Source organism: Amycolatopsis sp. NPDC043887 (assembly GCF_056435665.1).
On record NZ_JBWKEB010000014.1, the window covers coordinates 105,550 to 131,606 of the forward strand.

Below are 26,057 nucleotides of genomic sequence, written 5' to 3' on the forward strand. Positions count from 1 at the left end.
CCGAAACGGTTCTCACCCGATTGTGTCCTGTGTCACAAGTCCTCCGTGGAGGCTTCGCTCAGGAATCCGGCCAGAACTTGCGCCAGCCGTCGGCTTCGAGCGTCGTCGGCTCCAGACCGGCGTCGCGTGCGGCCTGCTCGGCGGCCCGGATATCGCGGGCGAACTGCTTCGCGACGGCGCGGAGCTCGCCTTCGGGATCGACGCCCGCGCGGCGCGCGGTCGCGGCCACCCGGAACAGCTGGGCGGCCGCTTCGGAACCGTCGGGGAAGAGGTCGAGCGGGATCCCGGCCCGCCCACTGCGCTGGCCGAGCTTCCCGGCGAGCGCCACGGCGGGCTGGCCGAGCGCGACACCATCCACAATGGACTGGCGGCTCTTCTCGGCCTGCTTCAGTTCTTCCCATTTGAGGTTCTGGTCGCTGACGGTCTCGACCCGGGGAGCGTCGGCGAAGACATGCGGATGACGTCCGACGAGTTTCGCGACCAGTTCGGAAGCGACCTCGTCGATCCCGAACGGATCGTCCGCGTCCTCGACCGCGACGCGCGCGTGGAACAGCACCTGGAGCAGGACGTCGCCGAGTTCCTCGCGCAAGGCGACGCGGTCGCCCTCCTCGATCGCGTCGAGCAGCTCGTAGGTCTCCTCGACCAGGTATTGGCGCAGCGACTCGTGTGTCTGGACGGCGTCCCACGGGCATCCGCCCGGCGAGCGGAGCCGGTCCATCACCTCGGCGGCCTCGACCAGCGGCGGAACGGGCGCTTCGATCACGCGCGCGCCCGACCTGATCAGCGCCGCGGCCTTCGGTTCCCTGCGCGATCCGGCGATGAGCACGAACTCGCGCACCTGCGCCTCACCGAGCGCGGGTACCCCGAAAACGCCTGGATCCACATCGGACGCCGCGTACACGGCCGCGCCGTTCCGCAGGATCGGGAGTGCCGCGGCGGGCAGTGTCGCACCGCGGGCGATCACGACGACGGCAGCGGTCACGGGTTCTGCGGGGCGGCACCGTGCACAGGCAGCACGATGCCCTTCTTCGAAGCTTCGTTGGGCGCGAGGTCCATGTCGACAACATCCCACACGCCGTAGCGCGGGTTCACCTTGAGGTCGACCTGGTCGAGGTCCGGCTGGAGGAGCCGGACACCGATCTTGGCCAGCTGCTGGGCAGTGGGCTGCGCGGCCTGGTCCGACGCGACGGGCTTGTCCGCGGTCCGCTCACGCACCACGACGACGACCCACAGAGGCTGCTGCGGTGTCGGCTTGAAGGCGGCGACGGTGTTGGGTTCGAGACCGAACAAGACGGTGGCCGCGGTCGCGGGCGACTGCATGGCGGGCAGCTTCTGGCCGGTGCCCGCCTGCCTGTCGGAGGTCTGCTGGTCCTGCGCGATCAGCTCGGCGGCCGCGTTCGGCGAGGCGGCGAAGCGGCGGGCCTTCTCGATCGCCTGCTCGCGCAGCTTGTCCGAGTCGCCACCGGTGGCGTCGGTCGAGGAGACCGAGCTGAAATCGAACGTGACGGTGAGCTTGTCCACGTACTTCATCGCGAGCTGGGTCTGCAGCGCCGCGTCGACCAGCGCCTCGCGGTGGTCCCGCACCCGCGCCACGAGCTGCTCGACGCTGAGCTCGGGGTCGTCCTGCGGGTTGGCCTCCATCGGCTTCGCCAGCGGATCGTTCTGCAACGCGTTCACCACGAGGGATTCGTCGACCCCGATGCCTTCCCGCTGAGCGGCGCGCTTGGTGAGGTCGTGCAGGATCTCCTGCCGGACGATTTCGCGGCCGACGAGGTCGAGCTTGTGCTCCTTGGCGAGCTGCTGACCGTACGGGTGCTCACGAACGGCCTTGTCGATCAGCTGCTGCACGCGATCCACCGAAACGGTCCTGCCGTCGACGATCACCGCCGCACCGACCTGCCCGGGTCCGGCGTTGCATCCGGCGAGAAGGAGAGAACCGGCAAGAACCCCGACCAGCGCGCGACGGCGCCCCATGATCCGCATCACAGGGCCTACCCTCTCATACCGGCCCCGGCGAGAGAACCAGGTCGTGAGTCGCGATTCGGGCTCGGCTCATGAGCCCGTGACACCCCGTGTCCCGCCTCCGATCACGCGACGGGCGCCGGCGACTTCATCAGATTCGTCAGCAGCTTCGCGCACCAGTCCAGCAGCTCCTCGTCTCGCAGCGCCGGGGCGCCCATCCGCCCGCCCGCCGGACCTTCCGTCGGCTTCGGCACGGAGACCGTGTTCGTCACCGCCTTGTAGAGAGCCTTGGGGTACAAGCGCTTCAGCCGCACCATCTGCGAATCCGCCAGCGGCAGCGGCGCGAACCGGATCGACGTGCCCTGGGCGGAGACCTCGGTGACCCCGGCCGCGCGGCAGGTGTGCCGGAACGCGGCGACCGCGAGCAGCCTCCGCACCGGTGCGGGCGGCTGGCCGTAGCGGTCGACCAGTTCCTCGCGGACGGCGTCGAGCCCGGCCTGGTCGGGCGCGGCGGCGATCTTGCGGTACGCCTCCAGCCGCAGCCGCTCGCCCGGCACGTAGTCGTGCGGGATATGCGCGTCCACCGGGAGATCCACGCGGACCTCGGCGAGTTCCTCCTCTTCGGCGGTCTCCGCGCCCGCGTGACGGCGGAACGCGTCGACCGCTTCGCCGACGAGCCGCACGTACAGATCGAACCCGACGCCCGCGATGTGCCCGGACTGCTCCGCGCCGAGGATGTTGCCCGCGCCGCGGATCTCCAGGTCCTTCATCGCGACGGCCATGCCCGCGCCCAGTTCGGTGTTCTGCGCGATGGTCGCCAGCCGGTCGTGCGCCGTCTCGGTGAGCGGGGCCTCCGGCGGGTACAGGAAGTACGCGTACCCGCGCTCACGCCCTCGCCCGACCCGGCCGCGCAACTGGTGCAGCTGCGCGAGACCCAGCAGGTCACCGCGTTCCACCAGCAGCGTGTTGGCGTTCGAGATGTCCAGCCCGGTCTCGACGATCGTGGTGCAGACGAGCACGTCGTACTCGTTCTCCCAGAAACCCTGGATGATCTTCTCGAGTTTGTCCTCGTTCATCTGCCCGTGCGCGGTGACGACACGCGCCTCGGGCACCAGCTCGCGAATGCGCTTCGCGGCCTTCTCGATCGACGAAACCCTGTTGTGCACGTAGAAGACCTGGCCGTCGCGCAGCAGTTCGCGCCGGATCGCGGCGCCGACCTGTTTGTCGTCGTACGCGCCGACGTAGGTCAGGATCGGGTGCCTGTCCTCGGGAGGGGTCAGGATCGTGGACATCTCACGGATCCCGGCGAGCGACATCTCCAGCGTCCGCGGGATCGGCGTCGCCGACATGGTCAGCACGTCGACGTGCGTCCGCAGCGCCTTGATGTGCTCCTTGTGCTCGACGCCGAACCGCTGCTCCTCGTCGACGATCACCAGGCCGAGGTCCTTGTACCGGATCCCGGTCTGCAGCAGGCGATGCGTGCCGATCACGATGTCGACGTCGCCCGAAGCGAGCTGTTCGAGGATCGCGTCCGACTCGGGCTTCGAGGTGAACCGCGAAAGGCCCCTGATCTTCACCGGGAACGAACTCATCCGTTCGGTGAAGGTGTTGAGGTGCTGCTGCGCGAGCAGCGTCGTGGGCACCAGCACCGCGACCTGCTTGCCGTCCTGCACCGCCTTGAACGCCGCGCGCACCGCGATCTCGGTCTTGCCGTAGCCGACGTCGCCGCAGATGACGCGGTCCATCGGGACGCCGCGTTCCATATCCGCCTTGACCTCGTCGATCGCGGCGAGCTGGTCGTTGGTCTCGGTGAACGGGAAGGCGTCCTCGAGTTCGCCCTGCCACGGGGTGTCCTGGCCGAACGCGTGCCCCGGAGCGGCCTGCCGCGCCGCGTAGAGCTGCACGAGCTCGGCGGCGATCTCCTTGACCGCCTTCTTCGCCTTGGCCTTGGTGTTCTTCCAGTCCGACCCGCCGAGTTTGTTCAGCGTCGGCAGTTCGCCGCCGACGTAACGGGAGACCTCGTCGAGCTGGTCGGTCGGGACGAACAGCCGGTCCCCCGGGTGCCCGCGTTTGGAGGAGGCGTACTCCAGCAGCAGGTACTCGCGCGTCGCGCCGGCGACGGTACGCTGCACCATCTCGACGAACCGGCCGATGCCGTGCTGGTCGTGCACCACGTAGTCGCCGGCCTTGAGGGCGAGCGGATCGACGGCGTTGCGGCGCCGCGACGGCATCTTGGTGCTGAAGTCCTTTGTGGACGTCCCCGCGCCCGATCCCCGGCCCGTGAGATCCGATTCGGACAGCACGACCAGCGCTCGCTCCGGCGAGACGAAACCGTCCGAAAGGCCGCCGCACGTCACCGTCACGACGCCGGGTGTCAGCGGACCGGTGACGCCTTCGGCGAGCGACGCGGGCACGTCCCCCGCCGACAGCTGCTCGACGGCGCGAGCCGCGGTGCCGTGCCCGGCGACGACGAGCACGGCCGTCCCGCCCGCGGCCGTGTGCGCGCGCAGGTCCGTCGTCGCGCGCTCGACCTCGCCGCGGTAGTTCGGCGCGGCCTCGATCGAGACGCGGTAGACGTCGGGATCGTCACTGGCCAGCTGAGTCAGCGTCCACCAAGGGCGCTTCGTCTCCTGAGCGTGCTTCGCGATCCCCGCGAGGTCCCGGTACGCGGACGCGCCGAGGTCGATCGGCGCCTGACCGCCCGCGGCGGCCGTCGTCCAGGACGCTTCGAGGAACTCCTGCCCGGTGCGGACCAGGTCGGCCGCGCGGGCGCGGATCTTCTCCGGATCGGCCAGCAGCACGTGCGTGCCCTGGGGCATCGCGTCGGTCAGCAGCTCCAGCTCGCCCTCGCACAGGACCGGGATGAGCGCCTCCATGCCCTCGACGGGGACCCCGCCCGAGAGCTTGGTGAGCATCTCGGTGAGCTGGGCGTCCGCTTCGTACGTCGTCGCCAGCTCGGCGGCCTTCGCGCGCACCGGCTCGGTGAGCAGCAGCTCACGGCACGGCGGCGCGCTGACGTGCCGGATCTCCCCCGGCAGCGACCGCTGATCCGACACCGCGAACGCGCGGATCTCGCTGACCTCGTCGCCCCAGAACTCGACCCGCACCGGATGCTGCGCCGTCGGCCCGAACAGGTCGAGGATGCCGCCGCGCACGGCGAACTCGCCGCGCTTCTCGACCATGTCCACCCGCGTGTAGGCGAGCTCGACCAGCCGCTCGAGCAGCCCTTCGAAACTCTGCTCCTCGCCGACCACCAGGTCGATGGGCGCGAGCGAACCGAGCCCGGGCGCCATCGGCTGGATGAGGCTGCGGACGGTCGCGACGACGACACGCAGGTCGTCGGCGCCCGCTTTGAGCCGGTGGAGCACCTCCAGCCGCCGCCCGACGGTGTCCGCCCGGGGTGACAGCCGCTCGTGCGGCAGCGTCTCCCAGGACGGGAAGTCGGCGACGGCGCCTTCGCCGAGGAAGGACTTCAGCGAAGCGGTCAATTCGTCGGCCTCGCGGCCGGTCGCGGTCACCGCGAGCACGGGGCGGCCGGCGCCCTCGTCCGCGGCGAGGGCGCCCACGACCAGCTGGCGGGTGGCGATCGCGCCCTGGAGTTCGAGCACCGGTGCACCGGCCCGCTCCACGACCCCGCGAAGGGCCGGATCGGGAAGGATGGAATGAAGGAGTCCGGACAATGGAGCGTTTGTCACCGTCCCAGCCTACGTGGGGGCACCGACAGTCCGCCGCGCGATTACCGGGGCAAGGCGTCGGCGACCTTCGGAAGCTGTTCGTCGAACTCGGCCGGTTCCTGCGTCGCGATCCGGATCAGCACGTGTTCGGCGCCCGCGTCCTGGTATTCGCGCAACCTGTCGGCGACCTGCGCCGGGCTGCCCGCGATCTGCACTTGGATCTTCTCGGCGAAGTCCAGCGGAACGCCGTAATTCCGCTGCGCGTAGTCCTCCAGCCGCTCGCGGGCACGGATCGAGTCCTCCTCGATGAGCACTGTCGCGAACAACGCGGGCGTCACGGGACGTACAGCTGCTTCGCGGATCTTCGCGAGCCCGTCGGCGTAGTCCGCGACGTCGGGCGGATACGGCAGCCAGCCGTCGTAAAGCCGTCCCGCCCGCTGGAGCGCGCCCGGGGTGAACGCGGCCAGCCACACCGGCGGACCACCCGGACGGTGCGGTTCCGGGTACTCCGGAAGTGTGTCGTAGTGCAGCACGTCGCCGTGGAACGGACCGCTGTTCCCGCTCCAGACGTGCCGCCACAACGCGACGATGTCGTCGAGCCGGGCGCGGCGGCGTTCCCACGGCACGCGCGTGAAGGCGAACTCGGGTTCGCTGCGGCCGGCGAACCCCGCGCCGACGCCGAGCGTGACCCGGCCCTGGCTGAGCAGGTCGAGCGAGAGGATCGCGTTCGCGGAAAGCAGCGGATCCCGCAACGCCGGAAGCAGCGCGGCGGTGCCGAGGGTGACCCGCTCGGTTCTGGCGGCGAACGCGGCGAGCAACGTCAACGGATCGATGGGCGCCCGCGCGAGGGTGTCGCCGACCCAGACCGAATCGAGGCCGAGGCGCTCGGCTTCGACGGCGATGGCGACCATTTCCGGCGCGGTGCGCCCGGCGTCGAGGATGGACCGATAAGTAGGGACGACCAGACCGAATTTCATGCCGGGAGCATCGCCGCGGCGGGGAATCGTCTCAATTCCTTCGAGGGAATGGCGGCGCCGACGGCGGCTCGGCCAAGATGACGGCCATGGTTTCCGGATTCGGCCCCGCGCTGCGGGGCTGGCGTGAGCGGCGGCGGCTTTCCCAGCTGGAACTGGCGCTCCGGGCCGGGACCACCCAACGGCATGTGAGTTTCCTGGAAGGCGGCCGGTCGATCCCCGGCCGCGGCCTGGTGCTGCGCGTCGCCGAATCGCTCGAACTCCCGCTCCGGGAACGCAACGGCCTGCTGCTCGCGGCCGGGTTCGCCCCCGGTTTCCCCGAAACGGATCTGGACGATCCCGCGTTGAAGCCGGTCCTCGACGGCATGCGTCGGCTGCTCGACGGGCACCGGCCGTACCCGGCCATCGTCGTCGACCGCTACGGCGTGCTCGTCGCCCGCAACGACGCACTCGACCTGCTCTTCGAGGACGTGGCGCCCGAACTGCTGGAGGAACCGGTCAACACCCTGCGGCTCGCGCTGCATCCGAAGGGGATGGCGCCGCGGGTGCTGAACCTCGCGGACTGGGCGCGGCACATCCTGGAACGGCTGACGCAGGAGATCGCGCACGCGCCCGACGAGCGGCTCGCCGCGCTGCTGGCCGAACTCGAAAGTTACGTTCCGGAGCAGGGACCGCCCGGCCCGGACCATCTCGGGTTCGCCGTGCCGATGCGCCTGTCCACTTCGGCGGGTGAGCTGCGGCTGATCACGGCCATCACGACGTTCGCCACCGCGGCCGACGTCACGGTGTCGGAATTGAAACTGGAGACCTTCCTTCCCGCCGACGCCGAGACGGCCGCGATCCTGACGCGCTGACCGGCAGGGCCGCGCGGTGCACGAACGCGGGCGGCAGGTTCGGCCAGACGACCGGCGAGCGCCCGGTCACCGCGAACCGGTCACGCAGCGCGGCGGCGAACCGCCTGCCCGGCGGTGCCCAGGCGGCGTGGGCGTAGGCGAAGGTCGTGAACCGCCCGTTCGGGACCAGGACTTCGGTCACCCGGTCGAGGATCCGTTCCTGGCGTTCCGCTGTCATGACCGTCCACGGCAGACCGGAAACCACGACGTCGGCGGCCTCACGCACGTACTCGTCCAGGCTCTCGGCGGATCCCTGGACGATCTCGATCTCCGGATACCGCTCCCGCAGGTTCCCGGCGAGCCTGGGATTGATCTCGACGGCGACCAGCCGGGCGCCCGGCGGCAGCCGCCGGAGGATCGCACCGGTGAACACGCCCGTACCGGGCCCCAGCTCGACGACGAACCTGGCGTTTTCCAGCCCGAGGCCCGTCGTCATGGCTTCGGCCAGTTTCGGGGAGCTGGCCGCGACGGCACCGGTGAGCATCGGATGGCGGAGGAATTCCCTGGTGATCGACATGATCCCGACGCTAGGAACGGGTTCCGTGGCCCCGCGTCGGCCGCGACGGCCGTCCCCGTCCTCCCGCGGGAGGACGACGGGGGTACCCCAGGACGACGCGCTCGGCCGCCCACCGCGGTTACGTTCGGGACGTGCTCAGGCTGTCCGAGCGGATCCGCGCCCACCCGTGGGTGACCGACCTGCCGCTCTTCGCGTGCTTCATCTTCCTCGCGCCGACAGGGTCGTCGCCGGTCCCCAAGGCGATCCTGCTCGTGCCGTACCTCTTCCTCCTCCCGCTGCTCTGGCGGCGACGTCATCCCGAGATCGTCGCGGTGCTGATCGTCACGGGTGTGGCCGCGCAGAGCCTCGTGGAGGTCTGGGCGTACGACCGCGGCCGCTGCGAACTGGCGATGGCCGTCGCGCTCTACACCATGGTCCGCGCGGGGAACCGCCGGTTCGCCGCGGTCATCGCCGTCGTCATCGTCTCCCTCGACGTCACCTGGGGCCTCACCTGGGGAGCCACCACCGAACAGGGACCGGAGGTCGCGATCTTCGCGACGATCCCGCTGCACGTCGCGGCCTGGGCGCTCGGCGAATTCTTCCGCGCGCGCCAACGTCTTTCGGACGAGGAGGCGGCGAAGGCCGAGTTGGCCGCGTCCGAACAGGACGCCCGCGCGCGGGCCGCGGTCGCCGAGGAGCGCACCCGCATCGCGCGGGAACTGCACGACGTCCTCGCGCACAGCGTGAGTGTCATCGTGATCAACGCCGAGGGCGCGAAACTCATGCGTCACAAGGATCCCGAAGCGGTCGACCGCACGCTCGACACGATCGGCAAAGCGGGTCGCGACGCGCTGGCCGAGTTGCGCCGTCTCCTGGAGGTCCTCCATGCGGGCGAAACCGTTCGAAGTCCTCAGCCCGCCGTCGCGGAACTTCGCGATTTGGTCGAGCAAGTGAGCGCGACGGGCCGCGAAGTCGGTCTCCGGGTCACCGGTGACGCCGACAGGCTGCCGCCCAGCGCCGCGCTCCAGGCGTACCGGATCGTCCAGGAAGCACTGACGAACATGATCAAGCACGCGCCCGGCGACGCGAGCGGAACCGTCGAAATCGATTTCAGCGAGGAGGGCCCGCGCCGGGACGTCCGGATCGAGGTGACGAACACCGGCGGTTCCGGGCCGCCCGCGCCGAGGCTGCCGTCTTCGGGGCGGGGCCTGGCGGGGATGGCGCAGCGGGTCGAGATGTTCCACGGGACACTCGACACCGGGCCGACCCGGGACGGCGGTTACCGGGTGGCCGCGAGCCTGGTGGTGGAGGCGGGATGACATCCCCGGTGAAGGTGCTGATCTGCGACGACCAGGAACTGGTCCGCGTCGGGATGGGCATGATCGTCACGAGCCAGGAGGACCTGACCGTCGCGGGCGAAGCCGCCAACGGGGCCGAAGCGGTGGAGACCGCATTGAGACTGCGGCCGGATCTGGTCCTGATGGACGTCCGGATGCCGGTGCTCGACGGCGTCGCGGCGACGGAGCGGATCTGCGCGGCGCTGCCAGGGACGCGGGTCCTGATGATCACCACCTTCGACCTCGACGAGTACGCGTACGCGGCGTTGCGCGCCGGCGCCAGCGGTTTCCTGGTCAAGGACGCTCCGGCCGAAGAAATCCTCGTCGCGATCCGAGGTGTGCTTCGCGGGGATTCGATGGTCTCCCCTTCGGTCACGAAACGCCTGCTGGACCGCTATCTGGACGACGCCCGCGACGGCGGCGAAAGCAAGCGGCTGGAGAAGCTGACCGAACGCGAGAAGGACGTCCTCGCGCTCATCGCGCGCGGCCTGGCGAACAGCGAAATCGCCTCGAAGCTCTACATCGGCGAGACGACGGTGAAAACCCACGTCGGCCGCATTCTCGCGAAACTCTCACTGCGCGACCGGGTGCACGCGGTCGTGTTCGCCTACGAAAGCGGTTTGGTTCGCGCGGGCGGTTGAGCACGGTGGCATGCTGATGTCATGCGCACTACCGCCGTCGTCGGGTTCGCTTCGCTGTCCTTGCTGGTCACGGCCTGTTCCGGGGCTTCGAGCGAGACGGTGCAGAGCGCACCACCGGTCACTTCGAAGCCCGCCGCGTCGGCGCTGAAGGTGGAGCAGGTGACGACCGGGCTCGAACACGGCTGGGACGTCGGTTTCCTGCCGGACGGGAAGATCCTCGTCACCCAGCGCCCCGGGAAGCTGGCCCTGGTCGAAGGCGGCACGAAACGCGACGTCGCCGCGGACTTCTCCGACGTCCACGTCCGCGGCGAAGGCGGCCTGATGGGGATGGTGATCAGCAAGGACTTCGCGACGTCGCGCGAGTTCATCACCTGCCAGACCCACAAGGAGGGCGACACCGCCGTCGACATCCGGCTGGTCACCTGGCGGCTGTCGGACGACGGCGCGAGCGCCACGAAGGTCAAGGACCTCCTGACCGGGTTGCCGGTGAACCCCAGCGGCAGGCACTCCGGCTGCCGTCCCGCGTTCGGCGCGGACGGCGCGCTGCTCATCGGCACCGGCGACACCGCCCGCCCGCAGCATCCGCAGGACCGGACGAGTCTCGGCGGCAAGGTGCTCCGCGTCGACGCGAAGACCGGGAACGCGTTGCCGGACAACCCGTTCATCAAGTCCGCGAACCCGAACGAACAGCGCGTGTTCACCTACGGGCACCGCAACGTCCAGGGCGTCACGGTCCGTCCCGGCACCGGGCAGGTGTTCACCGCCGAGCACGGGCCGACCATCGACGACGAGGTCAACCTGGAGACCGCGGGCGCGAACTACGGCTGGGACCCCTCCAAGGGCGGCACCGAGACCAGCTACGACGAAAGCGTCCCGATGACCGACAAGCAGCGCTTCCCGGACGCCGTCAGTCCTTTGTGGACGACCGGCGAGATCACCGAGGCGATCTGCGGCGCGGAGTTCCTCACCGGATCGCAGTGGGGAGCGCTCGAAGGCTCGCTGGCCGTGACCGCGCTGAAAGGCCAGAAGCTCCTGCTGTTCCGCCTCGACGACGCGGGCAAGGTCACCGAAGTGACGCTGCCGCCCGAGTTCGACGACAAGTTCGGCAGGCTTCGCGCCGTCCGAAGCGCGCCCGACGGCTCGCTCTACATCACGACTTCGGAAGGCCAGGACGACAAACTGCTGAAGGTCACCCCTGGTGCCTAACGACCGAGGTGCGCGCCGCCGTTGACGTGGACGATCTGGCCGGTGACGTGCCGCGCCTCCGGGCTCGCCAGGAAGGCCACCACTTCGGCGACGTCCGCGGGCTCGCCGGCGCGTTTGGTCAGCGTGTTGCAGATCAGCCACGCCCGGCGTTCGTCGGACAGCTTGCCCTGGAAGAATTCGGTGTCCCCGGCCAGTCCGGGCGCGACGATGTTCGCGGTGATCCCGCGCGGCCCGAATCCCCTTGCCACATCGACGTTCCACGCCTCCAGCGCGGCCTTGGCCGCACCGTAGGAACCCGCTCGCGTCCGCGCGGCGATGGAGCCGATGGTGACGATCCGCGCGCCGTCGGCGAACCTTTCCCGCAAGGCACGGGTGGCCAGCACGGCGCTGAACACGTTCGCGTCGATGTTGGCCTGCCAGTTCGCCGCGAAGGCATTCAGGTCTTCGGCGGGCTCGTTCCGGAAATCGGTGTTCCCGCCCGCGTTGTTGACCAGGACGTCGACGCGCTCCGGCGGTTCGGCCGGCGCCCGGTCCACCGCGTCGAACGGGACTGGGTTCGCGCCGAGCAGCGTGGCGGCCTCGGTGAGGACCTGTTCGCGGTGGCCGGTGATCGTCACCCGATCACCTCGCGCGGCGAACGCCGCCGCGACCGCGTGACCGATCCCGGTGCCGCCGCCGGTGACCACCACTTCCCCTGTTCTGCCCCATGACCTCCGGCATAGGGACACTAGGCTTCCCCCATGACGAAGATCGACCCGGCGACGACGGCGCTCGTCCTGATCGACCTCCAGACGCGGATCGTCGCGCTGGAGACCGTCCCGATCGAAGGCACCGAGGTCGTGTCGAACGCCGTCCTGTTGCGAGAGGCCTTCAGCGCGGCCGGCTCACCGATCGTCCACGTGCGCGCGCACCGGCCGGGTGTCGACGAGCAACCGCCCGGCAGCGAACTGGTCGCCGAGCTGACGCCTCGTGAAGGCGAGCACCTGATCACCAAGCACACGATCGGCGCGTTCTACCGCACCGGACTCGACGAACTCCTGTGCGGACTCGGTATGAAAACACTGGTGCTCGCCGGGATCGCCACGGAATACGGCGTCGAATCGACACTGAGGGCCGCGATCGACCACGCCTACGAGACCATCGCCGTTTCGGACGCGATGGCGGGTATCGCCGCGATCTCCCATGAGTCGGCGGTCACGAAGGTGTTCCCGCGGCTGGGCGAAGTGCTCACGACCGCCGAGACCGCCGCGGCGCTGGGCTGAACCATGATCGACAAGATCGCTTGGCTGCACCTGCGCGACGGCCGGATCCTGAGCACCCGCTCGCGCGGCAAGTCCGTGTTCTACCCGCCCGGCGGCAAACGCGAACCCGGCGAAACCGACACGGAGACCCTGATCCGCGAAATCCGTGAGGAAATGACCGTCGAGATCGCACCGGCGAGCATCGAGCCCGCCGGGGTCTTCGAAGCGCAGGCGGATGGCCACGCGACGGGGCTACTGGTCCGGATGACCTGCTACACGGCCGAATTCGGCGGGACACTCACGGCCAGCAGCGAGATCGACGAGGTCGCGTGGCTCGGCTACGAGGACAGGGACCGGGTCTCCGCGGTGGACAAGATCATCTTCGATCACCTGCGGGAGACCGGCCTCCTGCGCTGACTAGTACAGCCGCAGCTTGGGTTTGTGCTCCAAATTGGACAGACCGTTCCAGGCCAGGTTGACCAGATGCGCGGCGACCTCGTCGCGCTTCGGCTTCCTGGCGTCGAGCCACCACTGCCCGGTGAGCGCGACCATCCCGACGAGCGCCTGCGCGTACAGCGCGGCCAGCTTCTCGTCGTAGCCCCGCGCGGCGAACTGCTGCGCGAGGATGTGCTCGACCTGGCTGGCGATGTCGTTCAGCACCGTCGAGAACGTGCCCGTCGAACTCGCGACCGGTGAATCCCGCACCAGGATGCGGAAGCCGTCGTGGGAGTCCTCGACGTAGGAGAGCAACGCGATCGCCGCCTGCTCCAGCATCACCCTCGGGTGTCCACCGTGGAGGGTGGACACCATCCGGTCGAGCAGCAGCTGCGTCTCGCGGTCGACGACGACGGCGTAGATGCCTTCCTTGCCGCCGAAATGCTCGTACACCACCGGTTTGGAGACGTTCGCGCGATGCGCGATCTCCTCGATGGACGTGCCTTCGAAACCCTTCTCCGCGAACAGGGCCCTGGCGACGTTGAGCAGCTGCTGCCTGCGCTCGGTCCCCGTCATCCGCACCCGGGCCACCGGAGCGACAGGACGCGCCCCGGTGACCGCTTCACGTTTGGTCCGCCTTCTCCCCGCCATCGCAGAAGACTAACGCGACCTCGCTATTTGCTTTCAGTGGCGATGCGCGCGAGGCGCTGCGGGGTCGGCCAGCGCACGTCGTAGGCCCAGCCGAACTTCTCGAAGATCCAAATCAGCCGCGCGGAAAGGTCGATCTGACCACGCTGCACACCGTGCCGCGCCGAGGTCGGGTCGGCGTGGTGCAGGTTGTGCCACGACTCGCCGAAGGAGAAGATCGCCAGCGGCCAGAAGTTGGCCGACTTGTCGCGAGCCGCGAACGGGCGCTCGCCGATCATGTGGCAGACCGAGTTGACCGACCAGGTCACGTGGTGCAACACGCAGACGCGCACCAGCCCGGCCCAGAAGAAGGCGGTCACCGCGCCCCAGAACGACCAGGTGATCAGTCCACCGAGGATCGCTGGCAGCACCAGGGTGAGCAGGCTCCACAGCCAGAACAGGTCGTCGACCTTCTTGATGGCCGGATCCTTCACCAGGTCCGGCGCGAACCGCTCCGCGTTGGTCTGGTCGCGGTCGAACAGCCAGCCCATGTGCGCGTGCCAGAACCCCTTGGCGATGGCGAGCGGCGAGGTGCCGAACAGCCACGGCGAATGCGGGTCGCCGTCGCGATCGGAGAAGGCGTGGTGGCGCCGGTGGTCGGCGACCCAGGTGATCACGGGGCCCTGGACGGCCATGCTGCCGGCGATCGCCATGGCGACGCGCAGCCACGACTTGGCCTTGAACGAGCCGTGTGTGAAGTAGCGGTGGTACGAAACGGTGATACCGAGCCCGCTGATCGCGTAGAAGACCACGAACAGGCCGACGTCGACCCAGGTCAGTCCCCAGCCCCAGGCGAACGGGACGGCCGCGAGCAACGCGGCGAGCGGGAAGATGACCCCGAGGTAGACCGAGAGCTGCACGCCGCTCGATCGATGTCCTTCGATTACCGGCTTGGGGCCCTTCGCGGGCTTCTGGGAACGGTCCAGGGTAGCCGTCATGCAGTCACTTCTTTTCTATGCGCAACCCCGAGGGTTTCCCTAAGGGTGACCTTACCTACGATGCCGTAAGTTACGGTACAGGAGGTTTCGGCCCCTGTGGAGTGCCCGCGACGGTGAGACAACCCCCGGGCGCACGCGGAGGTCCCCGGCATGGCTATCCTGACCAGGATCGATCCGCCGTAGTGTAATCGGCAGCACTTCAGATTTTGGTTCTGACAGTTCAGGTTCGAATCCTGGCGGCGGAGCAGACGAACAGATGACCAGCGGCGTTTTCAACGGTGGGGGTGTGTGCGGCTGACCGAGGACGCGACGACCAGTGGCAGGCGGCCGGCGCTTGCGGAGATGTCCGACGCCTGGCTCTACGGTCGCGCGCGCGAACTCGGAGCGGCCATCCAGCGGGTCAGCTACGCCGAACAGCTGGACATCGTCACCAGCCTCGACGAACTCCTCGACGAGACGCAGCGCCGCGGCGAACCGTTGCTGGTCGCCCAGCTGCTGCGCTACTCGGCGATGGCCAGGCTCGTCACTCGCGGTCTCGCCGCCGAAGCCGAGCCCCGGCTCGACGAGATGCTCGCGCACACCAGGCGGCACGGGCTCGCGCTGATGCGGGCCGACGCGCACGCCATGCGCGGCCGCCGTCTGGTGATCGCCAAACAGGAGGACGCCGCCCTCACCGAGATCGCCAGGGCGCTGGCCATCCTCGACGACTCCGCGGTCCCGGACCGCCAGGTCGGCAGGCGCAACTGGGACCGGATGCTGTCCACGACCCTGGTCGACTGCTGGCTGGTGCTGAACCAGCTGGGCGTCTACGAGGCGGCCGAGGAGGCCATCGCCCGCGCCGCGCAGGCGATCCGCGACAGCGCGAGCCCGCATGAGATCGCGCTCCAGCTGATCAACCGGGTCAAGATGCTGCTGGGCTGGGGTCTGCGGCTCGAACGCATCGAGCGCTACGACGAGGGCGCGGACAAGTTCCGCACCGCGGCGTCGATGGCCCAGGCCGCCGAAGGCCCGTTCACTGAGTCGCTCTTCCCGCGCAAGGCCGGGGTGCCCGCGATCGACCAGGTCGGCGTGCTCGCCGCGGCCGCCGCACTGGCGTCGCCCGATTCGTCGCATATCGAACGCCTGAACTCGCTGCTGCATCCGGAACTGGTGTTCCCGCACGAACGCGAGATCATCGCCATCGCGCTGGCCCGCTGCCTGGACAACGACGGCCGACGCGAGGACGCCCTGCAGGTGCTCAAAGAGGTCCGCGAGGACAACGAGGACGGCTCGCTGCCGTCGATGCGGTTGAACCTCGCCCGCGAGCTCGCCAGGCTCGACACCACCCCGGACTACGCGTCGGGGGCGAGCCAGTCGCTGATCGACTACGCGACCATCCTGGAAACGGAGATGTGGTCGCTGCGGGAATCGCAGATCGCCACGCTCAACGCGCGCCGGGAGCACGAACGCCTGTCCGCCGAGCACGGCGCGATCACCCAGCAGGCCCTCCAGGACCCGCTCACCGGGTTGCCGAACCGGCGCGCGCTCGACGAAAAGCTGCGTTCGCTGGCGTCGTCCGCCGACGCCCAGCCGCTCGCGGTCGCGCTGGTCGACCTCGACGGTTTCAAGGACGTCAACGACAAGCAGTCGCACGCCGAGGGCGACAACGTGCTCCGTGTCATCGCGAGCACGCTGCGCGACGCCCTGCGCGGAGACGACGTGGTCGCCCGCTACGGCGGAGACGAGTTCATCGTGCTTCTACCTGGGGCTCCGGCCTCCGCGGCGAAGCAGGCGCTGGGGCGTTCTGTGAATGCCGTCGCATCTCTGCCGCACCATCTTTCGCACGGCGTCACCCTCTCCGTCGGCCTCGTCTCGCTTCGCCCGCAGGAACGGGCCGAGCAGGTCCTCGCCCGCGCCGACGCGGCCATGTACCAGGCGAAACGCGGCGGCGGGAACCAGGTTTCGTCGGTGAACTCGATGGCCATCGACCCGGCGACCGGATGGCCCGGTGAGGATGCTCCGACCGACCCCGCGTGGGACTCCGAGCAGCCCACGTAGGATCAATGCCCGACAACCACCGTTGGTGAAATGTTGGGAGAGCCGTGACCGGCCCGCTGAGCACGTTGATCCTCGCCGCGGGTGAGGGCACCCGCATGCGTTCGTCCACCCCGAAGGTGCTGCACCCGATCGCCGGCCGTCCGTTGGTCGAGCACGCGGTGCGGGCCGCCGCGGGACTGAACCCGGAGCACCTGGTCGTGGTCGTCGGCCACGGTCGCGACTCGGTCGGCGCCCGGCTGGAAAAGGTCGGCGAGGCACTCGGCCGCCAGGTCGTCACGGCCGTCCAGGAAGAGCAGAAGGGCACCGGGCACGCCGTCTCGTGCGCGCTCTCCGCGCTGCCCGCCGGGCTGACCGGCACCGTCGTCGTCAGCTACGGCGACGTCCCGCTGCTCGACACCGAAACGCTCGCTTCCCTGGTCGCCGAGCACACCTCCACCGGTAACGCGGTCACCGTGCTGACCGCGGTCGTCGAGAACCCGACCGGTTACGGCCGGATCATCCGCGACGAAAACGGCGTCGTCACCTCGATCGTCGAGCAGAAGGACGCCACCCCCGAACAGCACGAAATCGCCGAAATCAACTCCGGCGTCTACGCCTTCGACGCTTCGGTCCTCGTCGACGGGCTCTCGCGGCTTTCGACGGACAACGCGCAGGGCGAGCTCTACCTCACCGACGTCCTCGGCATCGCCCGCGGCGACGGCAAGGGCGTCGGCGCGCTGGTCATCGACGACCCGTGGGTGACCGAAGGCGTCAACGACCGCGTTCAGCTCTCCGTCCTCGGCGCCGAACTGAACCGCCGGATCGTCCGTGGCTGGCAGCGGGCGGGCGTCACCGTCGTCGACCCCGCGAGCACCTGGATCGACGCGGGTGTGACCCTGTCGCGCGACGTCGTCATCGAGCCCGGCGTGCAGCTGAAGGGTTCGACGTCGGTCGGCGAGGGCGCGCAGATCGGCCCGGACAGCACCCTGGAGAACGTCTCCGTCGGTGCGGGCGCGTCGGTGGTGCGGACGCACGGTTCCGATTCGGAACTGGGCGACGGCGTGAAGGTCGGCCCGTTCACCTACCTGCGTCCCGGCTCCAAGCTGGGGACCAAGGGCAAACTCGGCGCTTTCGTCGAGACGAAGAACGCCGACATCGGCGCCGGCACGAAGGTCCCGCACCTGACCTACGTCGGCGACGCGACCATCGGCGAGAACAGCAACATCGGGTGCTCCAGCGTCTTCGTCAACTACGACGGCGTGAACAAGCACCACACCACGATCGGCTCCCATGTGCGGCTCGGCGCGGACAACACGTTCGTCGCCCCGGTGACCATCGGCGATGGCGCCTACAGTGGGGCAGGCACCGTGATCAGGCAAGACGTGCCCCCCGGCGCGCTCGCCGTGTCCACCGGGCCGCAGCGCAACATCGAAGACTGGGTGTCCCGGCGCAGGCCGGGCACACCCGCGGCGGGAGCAGCTTCCGCCGCGAAGCAGGACACCACCGCCGTGTCCGATTCAAACAAGGGAAACGACGGGGAGTCGCCAGCATGAGCTCGAAGTCCGGAACACCGAAGAAGAACCTGATGCTCTTCTCCGGGCGCGCCCACCCGGAACTCGCGGAAGAGGTCGCCAAGCACCTCAACGTGTCGGTCGTTCCGCAGACCGCGCACAACTTCGCCAACGGGGAGATCTTCGTCCGGTTCAACGAATCGGTGCGCGGGACCGACGCTTTCGTGATCCAGAGCCACCCCGCTCCCATCAACGAATGGGTGATGGAGCAGCTGATCATGGTGGACGCCCTCAAGCGCGCGAGCGCCAAGCGGATCACCGTGATCATGCCGTTCTACCCGTACGCGCGGCAGGACAAGAAGCACAAGGGCCGCGAACCGATCTCCGCGCGCCTGATCGCGGACCTGTTCAAGACCGCGGGCGCCGACCGGATCATGACGGTCGACCTGCACACCGCGCAGATCCAGGGCTTCTTCGACGGCCCCGTCGACCACCTGCTCGCGCAGAACGTGCTGGCCGCGCACATCAACAAGACCTACCACGGCGAGAACATCACCGTCGTCTCGCCGGACTCCGGCCGCGTGCGGCTCGCCGAGAAGTGGGCGGCGCAGCTGGGTGACCGGCCGATCGCCTTCATCCACAAGACCCGCGACCCCGACAAGCCGAACCAGGCCGTCGCCAACCGCGTCGTCGGCAAGGTCCGCGGTCAGCTGTGCGTGCTGATCGACGACATGATCGACACCGGCGGCACGATCGTGAAGGCCACCGAGGCCCTGCTCGACGAAGGCGCGTCCGACGTCGTCATCGCCTCGACCCACGGCATCCTGTCCGACCCCGCCACCGAGCGGCTGTCGAACTGCAAGGCGCGCGAGGTCATCATCACCAACACGCTGCCGATCCCGGAGGAGAAGCGGTTCCCCGGGCTGACCGTGCTGTCCATCGCGCCGCTGCTGGCGCAGGCGATCCAGCAGGTCTTCGAGGACGGGTCGGTCACGTCCCTCTTCGACGGCAACGCCTGATCCAGGCGAAGCAAGGGACCTTTGCTATCGCTCTCTTTCGGAGAGTGACAGCAAAGGTCCCTTGCTCGTTTTCGGCTCCTCGCGAAACGACGCGCACCCGGCCGCCCTGCGTGGCTAGGTTCCGTACATGGGGAAATTCAAGTTCGGCGTGAACCTTTGGGGCGCCGAGAATCATGAAGACTGGGTCGCGAAGTGCCGCCGCGTCGAGGCCCTCGGATACGACGTCATCTCCGTGCCCGATCATCTCGGCCCAGGACGGAACGCGCCTTTCCCGGCGCTGACCATGGCCGCCGCGGTGACCCAGCGGCCCCGCGTCGGCACTCTTGTTTCCAATATGGCCTTCTACAACGCCGCGCTCTTCGCACGCGAAGTCGTCACCACGGTGAAGATGACGGGCGACCGGCTGGACCTCGGGCTCGGCTCCGGCCACATGAAATCGGAGTTCGACGAAGCATGCCTGCCGTGGACCCCGGCCAAGGAACGTATCGAGTACCTCGCCAAGAGCCTTGACCAACTGCGTGAACACTTCGCCGCCGAAGGAATCACGCCTCCCCCGCTGCTCATCGCGGGCAACAGCGACGGCGTGCTCTCCCTCGCCGCCCGCGAAGCCGACATCGCCGGCTTCGCGGGCCTTCGTCAAGCACCAGGGAAACCGCCGGGCACGTTCCGGCTCGACGACGCCGAGCGCATGGACGAACGCGTCGCCTTCTTCCGTTCACACGCGAACGGCCGCGATCCCGAACTGAACATGCTCGTCCAGCGGGTCGTCGTCGCGGACGACCGGCGCGCGGCCGCCGAGGCCTGGCGTGAAGAAGTCAAGGACCAGGACGGCCTCGACGTCGACGCCCTGCTCGAAACGCCCCAATTGCTGTTCGGGACCACCGACGAGATGGTCCGGCAGCTCCAGGAGCGTCGCGAACGGTACGGCTTCTCCTACATCACGGTGTTCGAACCGATGCTGGAAACGTTCGCGCCGGTCGTGCGGGAACTGTCCGGTCAGTAAGCGACGCAGAAACGCTGACGGCGGTGTTCCGGCTTGTCGATCTCATCGACGAACGCGATCGCGTAGTCGGCGCCGCCGATCTTCGAACCGCCGTTCTCGTCGGTCAGGAGCACGTCGCCGCCGAGCCGGAACTCGCCGGTCCGCTCGCCCTCGGCCCACGCGCCGAACTCCGCGGCCGGGCTGACGTAGAACCAGTCGACATCCTCGGGAAGCTTCCGGAACGCTTCGAGAACCTCGGCGTGCGCACCCGCTTCACCCTTGTACTCGTCCGGGAACTCGGGGGTGTCGATCAGTCGCGGCCCGCCCTCGGCCACGTGCAGGCTGCCCGCCCCGCCGACCACGCCGATCCGCGCGCCGTTGTCCTTCGCGACCTGAGCGATCGAGGGCACCGCGTCGAGCAGACCACTCTGCCCGTGAACCGCGATGACCAGGACATCGGCGCCCTTGGCGACATCGGCCAAGAAGCCCTCGTCGTAGAGCGAGCCCGCCCTGGTCCCCTCGCCTTCGGCGTTCCTGGACACCACCAAGACGTCGTGACCGCGGCCGCGGGCCTCCGCGGCGATCTTCCCGCCCGCGTACCCGGTTCCTCCGAACACAACCAACTTCGCCATCGCGTTTCTCCCTTTTCATCGGCGACCACGCCGATGCTAAGAACGCGAGTTCGGCTACTTCAACGTATGCAACGCACCCCGAGGTGAGCGTGCAGGTCAGCCGCCCAGCGTGGCGAACTCGGACTTGAGCTTTTCGCGAACACCGTTGACGTCGACCGGAGCCCGGACCTCACCTTTGGCCGACGGCTTCGCCTGCACCTGATAGCTGGCGTTCCGATTCGGCAGTTTGAACTTGACCTCGCAGCTCATGCTCGTCGTGGTGTCCGGCGCCGCGTCGGCGTCCGCCGTGCAGCTCTGCGCGCCGAGGGACTGCGCGGTGAAGTCGACGGTCAGCTTCAGGTGCACAGGCGTCCCGCTCACGCCGCCGATGACGGAGTTGGCGACGTCGATGGTCGCCCGGCAGGTCCCGACGAAGTCCGTGCAGTCCAGCTTGTCGTTGACGACGCTGACCCTGACCTGGGTGAGCGCGTCGAACGGCTGCCCGATCCCGCCGATCGCGCCGTCCAGATCGGTCTGGAGCTTCTTGAGCGCATCCCCGGCGAGCGGCTCGACCCGCATCTCGGCGCCGAGCGTCTTGCCGCCCGCCGCGGCGACGAGGGAAGGCGCGAAACTGACGACACGGTGCGGCGCCGAGGTGGTCACCCGCAGTGCTCCGAGCCCGCTCCCGACGTCGTAGACCTCGGTCCCGTCGGGCAACTTCGAACGGACCGGATCGGTCAACGGGTTCAACCCGGACACCGCGGTCCTGAGCGTCGACGCGGCCTTGCGCGGGCTGAGCACCTCGACGGCGTTCACCGGCAGATCCGAGCTGTCCGTACGGACCCAGTTGGTGCCGTACTGGTCGCTGTCGCCGAGCCCGTGCGCCTTCCAGTACTCCGGCGTCGCCGAGAGGTACAGCTGCTTGTCGGCGGAGATGACCTGGACGGTCTGGCCGTCGACCGGCAGCGCGCCGTGCGCGCTCCCGTTCCGGGTGATCCGGAACTGTAATTCCGCGGGCTGACCCGACGCGTCCTTGATCGTCGATTTGTACACGACGGCCGGAGCCTGCTCCAGCGCCTTCAGCGCGCTCTCGACAGCGCCGCGTTGCTCCGCGCGCCGATCCACCCGCTGCTGCTCGGCGGACGGGATCCCGGCCGCTCCGTCGATCGCGACGTCGCAACCGGCCACGAGGCAGCACAGGGCGGCGATCGCGCCGATCTTCGACCGTCGTGCCGGCATCCCGTCCCCTTAGTCTCGCGTGCGAGCAGATCACACCTTAGAAAAGGGGTCGCGCACCACTGCATCCGCGGGTTCGCGAAGCAGCTGTCACCGACTTGTCACCTGTACGAGCCACCCGCCGGGACCCCCGCACGACCGGTTGGTCTACACTTTCCCGGTCTCGGCGAGGCGGGTTCCGTGAGCACCTGGTGCCCGACGTGATCGACGCGGCGGCTTGAGTGGCCACACGCGGTCGAGCACGCCTGTGGAATTCGCCGCCGAACACCAGAACCGCCCCGAACCATCCCCACCTCAGCATGCTTTCGCTGAACATGTTGGTGAATTGAAGGAGTGCTACACCGTGTCCGAGGTACGCCTGTCCGTCGAGCCCCGCACCGAATTCGGCAAGGGTGCCGCGCGCCGCACGCGTCGCGCCGGCAAGATCCCCGCGGTGCTGTACGGGCACGGCTCGGAACCGCGCCACTACGCCCTGCCCGCCATCGAGTTCGCCCGCGTCGTGCGTGAGAACGGCAGCAACGCCGTCATCACCCTCGACCTCGAGGGCAAGAGCGAGCTGGCGCTGACGAAGACCATCGTCGTCCACCCGCTGAAGAACTACATCGAGCACGTCGACCTGCTGGTCGTCATCCGCGGCGAGAAGGTCACCGTCGACGTCCCCGTCGTCGTCACCGGCACCCCGGGCCCGGGCACCCTGGTCACCACCGACCTCGACACCATCCAGATCGAGGTCGAGGCGCTGCACATCCCCGAGCAGGTCGAGCTCTCGGTCGAGGGCGTCGAAGCCGGCACCCAGATCCTCGCCTCGCAGGTCACCCTGCCGCAGGGCGCCACCCTGGTCACCGACCCCGAGGCGCTGGTCGTCGCCGTCAACGAGGCGCCGTCCGAGTCCTCGCTCGAGGGCGACGAGGCCGAGGCTGCGGAGACCACCGCCGAGGACGCCGAATAAAGTCACCGATGTGACCGAAGCAGTACTTCCCGGGGCCGGCGAGCAGATCCTGCTCGTCGGCCTCGGCAATCCCGGCCCCCAATACGCGGGCAACAGGCACAATGTCGGCTTCATGGTGCTCGACGAACTCGCCGGCCGCGTCGGCGGCAAGTTCAAGACCCACAAGAGCGGTGCCGAGGTCCTCGAAGGCAGGCTCGCCGGGCAGCGAGTGGTCCTGGCGAAGCCGCGCTCGTACATGAATCTCTCGGGCGGCCCCGTCGTGGGCGCGGCCCGGTTCTACAAGATCCCCCCGGCCGGTGTCGTGGTCGTCCACGACGAGCTGGACGTCGACTTCGGCGCGCTCAAGATGAAACTGGGCGGCGGCGACAACGGCCACAACGGTCTCCGCTCGATCACCAAATCGCTGGGCACGAAGGACTACTACCGGGTCCGGTTCGGTGTCGGCCGCCCTCCGGGTCGGCAGGATCCGGCGGATTTCGTGCTGAAAGACTTCTCGACGGTCGAACGCAAAGAACTCGCTTTCGAGATCGATCGTTGCGCCGACGCCGTTGAAGCGCTCATCAGCACCGGTCTCGCCGCGGCCCAGAACACCTTCCACGCTGGGTGAACCCGCTCACATGGCAGTGCGTTACAGCTCGTCACTCGAAGGCGTTTCACCACGCCCTGATCGAGTCGTGGAGTAGCGCGAGCTCTTCCGGGGAACTCTCAAACCCGTTAGGACGGAATGCGGAGATCGCATTCCCCACCGAAACCGGAGAGAGTTTCATGTCGTTTACGGCCGAAGACATCACCGGCGCCACTTTCCCGAACGCCCCGATCGGGCGACGCGGATATGCCAAACACGAGGTCGACGCGTTCCTGGAACGGATCGCCGACACGATCTCGGACCGGGACGACCTGACGGCCGCCGAGGTCCACCACGTCATGTTCTCGCGTCCGTTGATCGGTAAGCGCGGCTATGACGAACGCGAAGTCGACGATTTCCTCGACAAGGTCGAAGCACAGCTCGCTCACCGGACCGGCCAGCACGCGCTCGGTGTGCCCGGCGCCCGCGAAGAGAACGAAGCGACCGCCGAACGCGCCGTCCCGGACCGCGGCCCCGTCGAGTTCCTGCGGGAGCGCTAGTGCCCGTCACCGCCTTCGAGGCCAGAACCCGGCAGTTCGACCGGGCGCCGATCGGCGCCCGCGGCTATCACGAACCCGCGGTCGACGCCTTCCTCGAACGGGTCGCGGCGACCCTCGACGGCGATGACGACCTGTCGGTTTCAGACGTCCACAACGTGGCTTTCGCCAAAGCCCCGCTGTCGAAACGAGGCTACGACCCGGCAGCCGTCGACGCGTTCCTGCGAGACGTCGAGGGAACACTGGCCGGGCTGTCCCATTCCGCCGGCTACTACATAGCGCCTGCCTTGGAGCACACCCATACCCGCAAGCCACCTTGGCGACGCCGCTGACCACCGGGAGGTGCAGCGAAGGGGGCCGGGTCCGCGATCTTCGCGGACCCGGCCTATTCGTGTCAGCTGGTCGCCGCGTTCTTGGCGATCTTGTCCGCGAACTGGACGGCGGTCGCGGCCCGCTTCACCTTGCCCGAGGGCGTCTTGGGCAGGCTTCCCGCCGGGAGCACCACGACCGCGAAGGGCCGCATGTCGACGGCGCCGCGCACCTTGGCCGCGACCTCCTTCGCCAGCGCCTTCTCCGCTTCCGGATCCCCGGCGAGTTTCGATTCGACCACGACGGCGAACCGTTCACGGCGGCTGCCGGCGTCGAGCCGCACGGCCACGGCGTTCCCCGCTCGGACCCCCTCGACCGAGGTCGCCGCGCGTTCGATATCGGTCGGGTACAGGTTCCGGCCGCCCATGATGATGACGTCCTTGCGACGGCCGCAGATGACGATCATGCCATCGACCAGGTAGCCGAGGTCACCGGTGAGCAGCCAGCCGTCCTCGTCCTGCGTCGCGAGAGGCCCTTCCATGGTCAGGTACCCCGGTGTCACGGCCTCGCCGCGCAGGCGGATCTCCCCGACCTCGCGTTCTCCGAGCACCGTTCCCTTGTCGTCGACGATCTCGGCCTCGAGCCCGTCGAGCGGCGGCCCGAGCACCGCGAACGACCGGACTTCGTCGGTCCCCCGGCGCGGGTCACCCTCGGGGACCGGCACCGCGCGGTTGTCCGCCTCGAGCGCGTCGGCCTCGACCACGTCCAGCGTCAAGCCGGTGAACAACGGCGCGAACGAAACCGCGAGAGTCGCCTCCGCCATGCCGTACGCGGGGAACACGCATTCGGCGGGCATCTTGAAGCGTGCCCCAGCCTCGACGAACGTCTTCACGGCTGTTTCGTCGATCGGCTCGGCGCCGTTCAGCGCGATCCGGAGCTTCGAGAGGTCGTACGCGTCGTCGTCCTCGACACGGGCCATCCGCCTGCCCACGATCGCGTACGCGAAGTTCGGCGCGGCCGTGGTCGTGCCGTTGTACTTGCTGATCAGCTGCGGCCAGATCAACGGTCCCGACAGGAACTCCAGCGGCGTGATCTTGACGAGCTCGACGCCGAACGTCATCGGCACCGTCAGGAACCCGACCATCCCCATGTCGTGGAAGGTGGGCAGCCACGAGACCATCACGTCGACGTCGAAATCGAACTCTGCCCGGTCGACCATCGCCTTGACGTTCGAATACAGGTTCCCGTAGGTGATCTGAACGGCCTTCGGGTCGGCCGTCGACCCGCTGGTCAGCTGCAGGAGCGCCGTGTCCGATTCGGCTGTCGGCACGGGCTCCGGCAGCGGTTCGGCCTCGAGCAGCTCGGCGATGACCTGGAAGGCGATGCCGTGCTCCGTGAGCACCGGCGCCAGCTGATCGAACGGCTCACCGAGCAGAACCAGGCCGGACCCGATCATCCGCAGCACGCGAACGGTGTCCTCGGCCCATTCGGCGAGGTCTGTGCGCTGCGTCGGCTGGTGCAGCATCGTCACGCTGCCGCCGGCGAGCCAGACCGCCTGAACCGTCGGCGCGATCAGCGACGGCGCCGCCGCCAGTACCGCGACCGCTTTGCCGGGTTCCAGCCCAGCCGCCACCAGACCCCCGGCGACCCGCTTGGCCTGCTCGTGAATCTCGGCCCACGTACGCCGAACCGGCTCCTTGGGCTCCCCGGTGACCATTCCCCGCTGCTGACCTCGCCCCGCCGCGGTGGCGACGAGCGTGTCCACGAACCGACTCATGCGCGTCACACTACTGTCCGCGCTGAACGGCCCGCTCGCCG

The 26,057-nt window shown here is 68.8% G+C and carries 25 protein-coding genes and 1 tRNA gene; 15 read left to right on the forward strand and 11 right to left on the reverse strand.

From position 1 onward, the window contains the following. Positions 1-58: 58 nt before the first annotated feature. From AC069H_RS32095 to AC069H_RS32110, 4 genes are all read right to left on the reverse strand, one after another. Positions 59-982, reverse strand: a complete 924-nt coding sequence (locus AC069H_RS32095; RefSeq protein WP_478234810.1) for a nucleoside triphosphate pyrophosphohydrolase — start codon at positions 980-982, stop codon at positions 59-61. Continuing rightward, on the reverse strand, positions 979-1,983 hold the full coding sequence (locus AC069H_RS32100) for a hypothetical protein (protein WP_478234811.1): 1,005 nt from the start codon (positions 1,981-1,983) through the stop codon (positions 979-981). Before AC069H_RS32100 ends, AC069H_RS32095 begins: the two co-directional genes overlap by 4 nt. 104 nt (positions 1,984-2,087) lie before the next feature. Then, positions 2,088-5,642, reverse strand: coding sequence for a transcription-repair coupling factor (gene mfd, locus AC069H_RS32105; protein WP_478234893.1), 3,555 nt, complete (start codon positions 5,640-5,642; stop codon positions 2,088-2,090). 56 nt (positions 5,643-5,698) lie between these two features. After that, a complete protein-coding gene (locus AC069H_RS32110; RefSeq protein ID WP_478234812.1) occupies positions 5,699-6,613 on the reverse strand; it encodes an LLM class flavin-dependent oxidoreductase in 915 nt (304 codons plus the stop codon). An 86-nt stretch (positions 6,614-6,699) separates the two neighbouring features. On the opposite strand from AC069H_RS32110, the gene AC069H_RS32115 reads away from it, so the two are divergent. Next, on the forward strand, positions 6,700-7,464 hold the full coding sequence (locus tag AC069H_RS32115) for an MmyB family transcriptional regulator (protein WP_478234813.1): 765 nt from the start codon (positions 6,700-6,702) through the stop codon (positions 7,462-7,464). Here AC069H_RS32115 and AC069H_RS32120 read toward each other — a convergent pair. Further along, entirely contained in the window at positions 7,391-8,020 is a 630-nt protein-coding gene (locus AC069H_RS32120) for a class I SAM-dependent methyltransferase (protein ID WP_478234814.1), read from the reverse strand. The genes AC069H_RS32115 and AC069H_RS32120 overlap by 74 nt on opposite strands. A 131-nt stretch (positions 8,021-8,151) precedes the next feature. Here AC069H_RS32120 and AC069H_RS32125 point away from each other — a divergent pair, with 131 nt between their 5' ends. The 3 genes from AC069H_RS32125 to AC069H_RS32135 are packed head-to-tail and all read left to right on the forward strand — an operon-like array spanning position 8,152 to position 11,183. After that, positions 8,152-9,318, forward strand: a complete 1,167-nt coding sequence (locus tag AC069H_RS32125) for a sensor histidine kinase (protein WP_478234815.1) — start codon at positions 8,152-8,154, stop codon at positions 9,316-9,318. Then, a complete protein-coding gene (locus tag AC069H_RS32130) occupies positions 9,315-9,977 on the forward strand; it encodes a response regulator (RefSeq protein ID WP_478225521.1) in 663 nt (220 codons plus the stop codon). Before AC069H_RS32125 ends, AC069H_RS32130 begins: the two co-directional genes overlap by 4 nt. A 21-nt stretch (positions 9,978-9,998) precedes the next feature. Continuing rightward, the gene (locus AC069H_RS32135) at positions 9,999-11,183 is read left to right on the forward strand and encodes a PQQ-dependent sugar dehydrogenase (RefSeq protein ID WP_478234816.1); all 1,185 of its coding nucleotides are present in this window, start codon (positions 9,999-10,001) and stop codon (positions 11,181-11,183) included. Here AC069H_RS32135 and AC069H_RS32140 read toward each other — a convergent pair. After that, complete coding sequence (locus AC069H_RS32140) at positions 11,180-11,869, reverse strand: SDR family NAD(P)-dependent oxidoreductase (protein WP_478234894.1); 690 nt, start codon at positions 11,867-11,869, stop codon at positions 11,180-11,182. The two genes, AC069H_RS32135 and AC069H_RS32140, sit on opposite strands and share 4 nt — an antisense overlap. A gap of 54 nt (positions 11,870-11,923) precedes the next feature. Between AC069H_RS32140 and AC069H_RS32145 the strand changes: the two genes are divergently transcribed. After that, positions 11,924-12,445 carry an isochorismatase family protein gene (locus tag AC069H_RS32145; RefSeq protein ID WP_478234817.1) on the forward strand — a complete coding sequence of 174 codons (522 nt, stop codon included), beginning with the start codon at positions 11,924-11,926 and terminating at the stop codon, positions 12,443-12,445. 3 nt (positions 12,446-12,448) lie between these two features. Then, entirely contained in the window at positions 12,449-12,841 is a 393-nt protein-coding gene (locus AC069H_RS32150) for an NUDIX hydrolase (RefSeq protein WP_478234818.1), read from the forward strand. Here the strand turns inward: AC069H_RS32150 and AC069H_RS32155 are convergent, their stop codons facing one another. Both AC069H_RS32155 and AC069H_RS32160 read right to left on the reverse strand, forming a co-directional pair. Continuing rightward, on the reverse strand, positions 12,842-13,435 hold the full coding sequence (locus AC069H_RS32155; protein WP_037318732.1) for a TetR/AcrR family transcriptional regulator: 594 nt from the start codon (positions 13,433-13,435) through the stop codon (positions 12,842-12,844). Between the two features lie 98 nt (positions 13,436-13,533). After that, positions 13,534-14,484 carry an acyl-CoA desaturase gene (locus AC069H_RS32160; RefSeq protein WP_478234819.1) on the reverse strand — a complete coding sequence of 317 codons (951 nt, stop codon included), beginning with the start codon at positions 14,482-14,484 and terminating at the stop codon, positions 13,534-13,536. A gap of 173 nt (positions 14,485-14,657) precedes the next feature. Here AC069H_RS32160 and AC069H_RS32165 point away from each other — a divergent pair. From AC069H_RS32165 to AC069H_RS32185, 5 genes are all read left to right on the forward strand, one after another. Then, positions 14,658-14,729: transfer RNA gene (locus AC069H_RS32165), tRNA-Gln, on the forward strand. A 43-nt stretch (positions 14,730-14,772) separates the two neighbouring features. Beyond that, complete coding sequence (locus AC069H_RS32170) at positions 14,773-16,521, forward strand: GGDEF domain-containing protein (protein WP_478225517.1); 1,749 nt, start codon at positions 14,773-14,775, stop codon at positions 16,519-16,521. 44 nt (positions 16,522-16,565) lie between these two features. Beyond that, positions 16,566-18,053 (forward strand): bifunctional UDP-N-acetylglucosamine diphosphorylase/glucosamine-1-phosphate N-acetyltransferase GlmU, encoded by a 1,488-nt coding sequence (gene glmU / locus AC069H_RS32175; RefSeq protein ID WP_478234820.1) that lies wholly within the window; start codon positions 16,566-16,568, stop codon positions 18,051-18,053. Beyond that, on the forward strand, positions 18,050-19,030 hold the full coding sequence (locus tag AC069H_RS32180; RefSeq protein WP_478225515.1) for a ribose-phosphate diphosphokinase: 981 nt from the start codon (positions 18,050-18,052) through the stop codon (positions 19,028-19,030). The genes glmU and AC069H_RS32180 overlap by 4 nt, the downstream gene beginning before the upstream one ends. 127 nt (positions 19,031-19,157) lie before the next feature. Beyond that, positions 19,158-20,033 carry a TIGR03621 family F420-dependent LLM class oxidoreductase gene (locus AC069H_RS32185; protein ID WP_478234821.1) on the forward strand — a complete coding sequence of 292 codons (876 nt, stop codon included), beginning with the start codon at positions 19,158-19,160 and terminating at the stop codon, positions 20,031-20,033. On the opposite strand, the gene AC069H_RS32190 is transcribed toward AC069H_RS32185, so the two are convergent. Both AC069H_RS32190 and AC069H_RS32195 read right to left on the reverse strand, forming a co-directional pair. Then, positions 20,027-20,644 (reverse strand): NAD(P)-dependent oxidoreductase, encoded by a 618-nt coding sequence (locus tag AC069H_RS32190; RefSeq protein ID WP_478225513.1) that lies wholly within the window; start codon positions 20,642-20,644, stop codon positions 20,027-20,029. The genes AC069H_RS32185 and AC069H_RS32190 overlap by 7 nt on opposite strands. Before the next feature lie 96 nt (positions 20,645-20,740). After that, positions 20,741-21,862, reverse strand: coding sequence for a hypothetical protein (locus AC069H_RS32195; RefSeq protein WP_478234822.1), 1,122 nt, complete (start codon positions 21,860-21,862; stop codon positions 20,741-20,743). Between the two features lie 340 nt (positions 21,863-22,202). Here AC069H_RS32195 and AC069H_RS32200 point away from each other — a divergent pair, with 340 nt between their 5' ends. The 4 genes from AC069H_RS32200 to AC069H_RS32215 all read left to right on the forward strand — a co-directional run bounded on the left by AC069H_RS32200 (position 22,203) and on the right by AC069H_RS32215 (position 24,262). Further along, positions 22,203-22,808: a 50S ribosomal protein L25/general stress protein Ctc gene (locus AC069H_RS32200; protein WP_340687010.1), complete on the forward strand. Its 606-nt coding sequence runs from the start codon at positions 22,203-22,205 to the stop codon at positions 22,806-22,808. A gap of 10 nt (positions 22,809-22,818) precedes the next feature. Further along, a complete protein-coding gene (gene pth / locus AC069H_RS32205; protein ID WP_340687009.1) occupies positions 22,819-23,415 on the forward strand; it encodes an aminoacyl-tRNA hydrolase in 597 nt (198 codons plus the stop codon). Between the two features lie 158 nt (positions 23,416-23,573). Then, positions 23,574-23,933 (forward strand): DivIVA domain-containing protein, encoded by a 360-nt coding sequence (locus AC069H_RS32210; RefSeq protein WP_478234823.1) that lies wholly within the window; start codon positions 23,574-23,576, stop codon positions 23,931-23,933. Further along, positions 23,933-24,262, forward strand: coding sequence for a DivIVA domain-containing protein (locus AC069H_RS32215; protein WP_340687007.1), 330 nt, complete (start codon positions 23,933-23,935; stop codon positions 24,260-24,262). The genes AC069H_RS32210 and AC069H_RS32215 overlap by 1 nt, the downstream gene beginning before the upstream one ends. Before the next feature lie 62 nt (positions 24,263-24,324). Here the strand turns inward: AC069H_RS32215 and AC069H_RS32220 are convergent, their stop codons facing one another. Further along, positions 24,325-26,016 (reverse strand): fatty acyl-AMP ligase, encoded by a 1,692-nt coding sequence (locus tag AC069H_RS32220; protein WP_478225510.1) that lies wholly within the window; start codon positions 26,014-26,016, stop codon positions 24,325-24,327. Positions 26,017-26,057: the final 41 nt, after the last annotated feature.